Origin of the sequence: Nocardia asiatica NBRC 100129 (assembly GCF_000308415.1) — a bacterium.
In the GTDB taxonomy this organism is placed as follows: Bacteria; Actinomycetota; Actinomycetes; order Mycobacteriales; family Mycobacteriaceae; genus Nocardia; species Nocardia asiatica.
Genome location: NZ_BAFS01000227.1, coordinates 1 through 3,795, shown reverse-complemented (window position 1 = coordinate 3,795; position 3,795 = coordinate 1). Strand labels below are relative to the sequence as shown.

Annotated in this window: 4 protein-coding genes; 2 read left to right on the top strand and 2 right to left on the bottom strand. The window is 68.9% G+C overall.

Translation table 11 applies throughout. From position 1 onward, the window contains the following. Positions 1-259 precede the first annotated feature (259 nt). Positions 260-889, bottom strand: a complete 630-nt coding sequence (locus ON27_RS22475; RefSeq protein ID WP_051046891.1) for a DUF1003 domain-containing protein — start codon at positions 887-889, stop codon at positions 260-262. A gap of 76 nt (positions 890-965) precedes the next feature. Next, a complete protein-coding gene (locus ON27_RS22470; RefSeq protein ID WP_043731285.1) occupies positions 966-2,246 on the bottom strand; it encodes a magnesium transporter MgtE N-terminal domain-containing protein in 1,281 nt (426 codons plus the stop codon). 62 nt (positions 2,247-2,308) lie between these two features. Here ON27_RS22470 and ON27_RS22465 point away from each other — a divergent pair, with 62 nt between their 5' ends. Both ON27_RS22465 and ON27_RS22460 read left to right on the top strand, forming a co-directional pair. After that, positions 2,309-3,265, top strand: a complete 957-nt coding sequence (locus ON27_RS22465) for an HpcH/HpaI aldolase/citrate lyase family protein (protein WP_043731289.1) — start codon at positions 2,309-2,311, stop codon at positions 3,263-3,265. A gap of 12 nt (positions 3,266-3,277) precedes the next feature. Next, positions 3,278-3,769, top strand: a complete 492-nt coding sequence (locus tag ON27_RS22460) for a YflT domain-containing protein (RefSeq protein ID WP_043731283.1) — start codon at positions 3,278-3,280, stop codon at positions 3,767-3,769. Positions 3,770-3,795 lie beyond the last annotated feature (26 nt).

The window sequence follows — 3,795 nt, the reverse complement described above, 5'->3', positions numbered from 1 at the left end:
CCACCGGCAACAACCCCACCACCCGCGACTCGGCGCTCCCGGCGGACGGCGCCGCCGCCAATACCTCGGGCGCTCGCGGCGCTTCGCCACCCACCGGGGAATGCACCCCTGAACCGCTCACCACCACACCAGCAACAACCAGAGCCGAGACCGTTATCGGAGCAGATACACGCATTCGGCCACACCCAATCCTCGACGTCGTGGGAGCGGCTGTCCGGGACATCCCCTGCCCTGGCCGCTCTGGACAACGTTGTCCAGGTTACCCACCAGTCAGGTCGTTATTCGGTATTTCCGGTTGATCACTGGTTACCGACGGTGAAACCGGAGCTGGGGCGGGCTTTCGGCCGGAGCTTTTCTTGCGCCCGCTCTTTCCGCCACTTTCCACGCGGATCTCGTGATCCGGGGATTCCGCGGACTCGATCCGGTCCAGAATGCCTTTCAACTCTTCCAATTCCCGGCGCAGGTAATCGCGGGTGGCCACTTCGCCCACCGCGATGCGCAGCGCGGCGAGTTCGCGGGCCAGGAACTCGGTGTCGGCCTTGGTCTGCGCGGCGCGCATCCGGTCCTCTTCCAGGGCGACCCGGTCCCGGTTGTCCTGCCGGTTCTGCGCGAGCAGGATCAGCGGCGCGGCATAGGCGGCCTGGGTGGAGAACGCCAGATTCAGCAGGATGAACGGGTACGGGTCCCAGCGCAGCGCGACCACGAAGACGTTCACACCGATCCAGACCAGCACCAGGATCGTCTGGACCGCCAGATACCGTCCGGTGCCGAGGAATCGCGCCACCCGCTCGCTGCTGCGGGCCAGCGCCTCGGCGTCCCACTCGAACCGGAATCGGCCTTCCACCGGCGTCTCCAGGCGCTGGCGGGCCCTGCTGTGACCGAGCCGCATGCCCGGGTCGTTGTCGCTCACGGTGTGTCCTTCCGGGCGTGCCGACGGCCCCGCGTGGTCACGCCGCGCTGTCGCCTCACGCCCCGCCCCTCTCGTCGGTCTCTTCCTGGTCGCGCCAGTCCTCCGGCAGCAGGTGGTCGAGGACGTCGTCGACGCTCACCGCGCCGAGCAGGTGGTTCTCCTCGTCCACCACCGGTCCGCAGACCAGGTTGTAGGTCGCGAAGTACCTGGTCACCGCCGCCAGCGGGAGCTCGGGGCGCAGCGGTGAAAGATCGGTGTCGAGAATGCCGCCCACCAGGTGGGCCGGTGGCTCGCGCAGCAATTGCTGGATGTGCACCGACCCCAGGTAGCGACCGGTCGGCGTCGCGGTCGGCGGACGGACCACGAAGACCATGGAGGCCAGCGCCGGGGTCAGGTCGGGGTTGCGTACCCGCGCGAGGGCTTCGGCCACCGTGGTGGACGGCGTCAGGATGACCGGCTTCGGCGTCATCAGACCGCCCGCGCTGTAAGGGGAGTGCTCGAGCAGCCTGCGCACCGGCTCGGACTCCTGCGGGTCCATCAGAGCCAGCAGGGATTCGGCCTCGCCCTCGGGCAACTCGCCCAGCAGGTCGGCGGCGTCGTCGGGGTCCATCGCCTCCAGCACGTCGGCGGCCCGGCGCACTTCCAGGTGGCTGAGCAGCTCGACCTGCTCGTCGTCGGGAAGCTCCTGCACCACGTCGGCCAGGCGTTCGTCGTCCAGCGCGACCGCCACCTCGATCCGCCGCTTCTCCGGCAGCTCGCGCAGCTGCTGCGCGACGTCGGCCGCGCGCATGCCCTCGAACTGTTCCAGCAGCTGGGTGACGTCCTGTCCCGGCCTGCCGATCTCGTAGGGCGTCAGGCCCGACACCATGGTCCAGTCGACCACGTGCACCGTGCGCCTGCGGCCCAATCTGCGGTGCCCGCGCACCGCGACCCTGGTGACCAGCCAGTCCCTGGAACGCGTCTGTTCCAGGCCGAGATCGATCACGTGGACGTCGACGCCCGCCAGATCCGGCAGGTCCGGGTCCTCGACCCGGACCACCGAGTCGACGATCTGCGCCAGGGCCAGCATCTCGCCCGGTCGCTGGGTGAAACGCCGCAGGCTGACCGTGCCGGTGTTCAGCGTGACCACGCCGGGTTCGATCGCGGTGACCCGCAGGATGGGCACGAAAATGCGCCGCCGCGTGGGCAATTCGACGACCAGGCCGTGCACCCGGGGCTGCTGGCGGTCGGAGCGGACGGCCACGACGACGTCACGGATCCGGCCGATAGACTCCCCGTCCGGTCCCAGCACCGCCAATCCGGCCAGCCTGGCGACGTACACCCTGGTAGCTGCCATGCTGCCAGGCTAGATGTTCGCGGGCCGGTGTTCGCACCGCGCCACGATCGACGGGAGTGATCATGCAGCCACGCCGTTCGGTGCTCGCCTGCCCGGGCAGCAACACGAAGATGATCGAGAAAGCCAAGACCTTGCCCGTCGACGAGGTGTTTCTCGATCTGGAGGACGCGGTCGCCCCGGCCGCGAAGGCCGAGGCGCGGGCGAACATCGTCGCGGCGCTGAACGACTCAGGATGGGGAAAACAGCTGCGCGTGGTCCGGGTGAACGACTGGACCACCGAATGGACCTACGCCGACGTCATTTCCGTGGTCGAGGGCGCGGGCGCGGCGCTGGACGCGATCCTGCTGCCCAAGGTGACCGACGCGGGCCAGGTGCGCGCGCTGGATCTGCTGCTGACCCAGTTGGAGAAGGCCTGCGGCCTGGACACCGGCCGGATCGGCATCGAGCCGCAGATCGAGAACGCGCTGGGACTGCGCAACATCGACGCGATCGCCACCGCGAGCCCCCGGGTGCAGACGCTGGTCTTCGGCCCGGCCGACTTCATGGCCAGCATCAACATGCGCACCCTGGTGGTCGGCGAGCAACCGGAGGGCTACGACACCGGTGACGCCTACCACCACATCCTGATGACCATCCTGCTCGCCGCCCGTGCGCACGGACTGCAGGCGATCGACGGGCCGTACCTGCAGATTCGGGACGTCGAAGGGTTCCGGCGGGCCGCCGCGCGCACCGCGGCGCTCGGCTTCGACGGCAAGTGGGTGCTGCATCCCGGCCAGATCGAGGCGGCCAACGAGATCTTCAGCCCGCGCCAGTCCGACTACGACCGAGCCGAGGAGATCCTGGACGCGTACGCGTTTCACACCTCCGCCGCGGGCGGCGCGCGGGGCGCGGTGATGCTCGGCGACGAGATGATCGATGAGGCCAGCGCCAAGATGGCTCAGGTGATCGCGCGGAAGGGACGCGCCGCCGGGATGACGCGCACCACGCGTTTCACACCACCGCGGGATGCGTCGGAATAGCAGAATGGAGCCATGACGAATCCTTTGGGGAACTCGAGCCGCGCGCGGCAGGGCCTCCCGACGCCCCCGTCGGGCTGGCCGGTCGGTTCCTACCCGACCTATGCCGAGGCGCAGAAGGCGGTCGACTACCTGGCCGACAACCAGTTCCCGGTGCAGGACGTGACCATCGTCGGTGTCGACTTGATGCAGGTCGAGCGGGTGCTCTATCGGCTGACCTGGGGCAAGGTGATCGGCGGCGGCGTGGTGTCGGGCGCCTGGCTGGGTCTGTTCCTCGGTCTGCTGCTGAGCCTGTTCACCACCAGCGGTGCGCTGGGGCCACTGCTCGTCGGCCTGGTCGGCGGCATCATCTTCGGCGTCATCTCGACCTCGATCCCGTACGCGGCGACCAGGGGTCAGCGCGACTTCGCGTCCACCATGCAATTGGTGGCCGGTCGCTACGACGTGCTGTGCGATCCGAAGTCGGCCGAACAGGCGCGGGATATGCTCGCGCGGCTGGCGATCTGACGCATGGAGGTGCTGGAGAAGGTCCG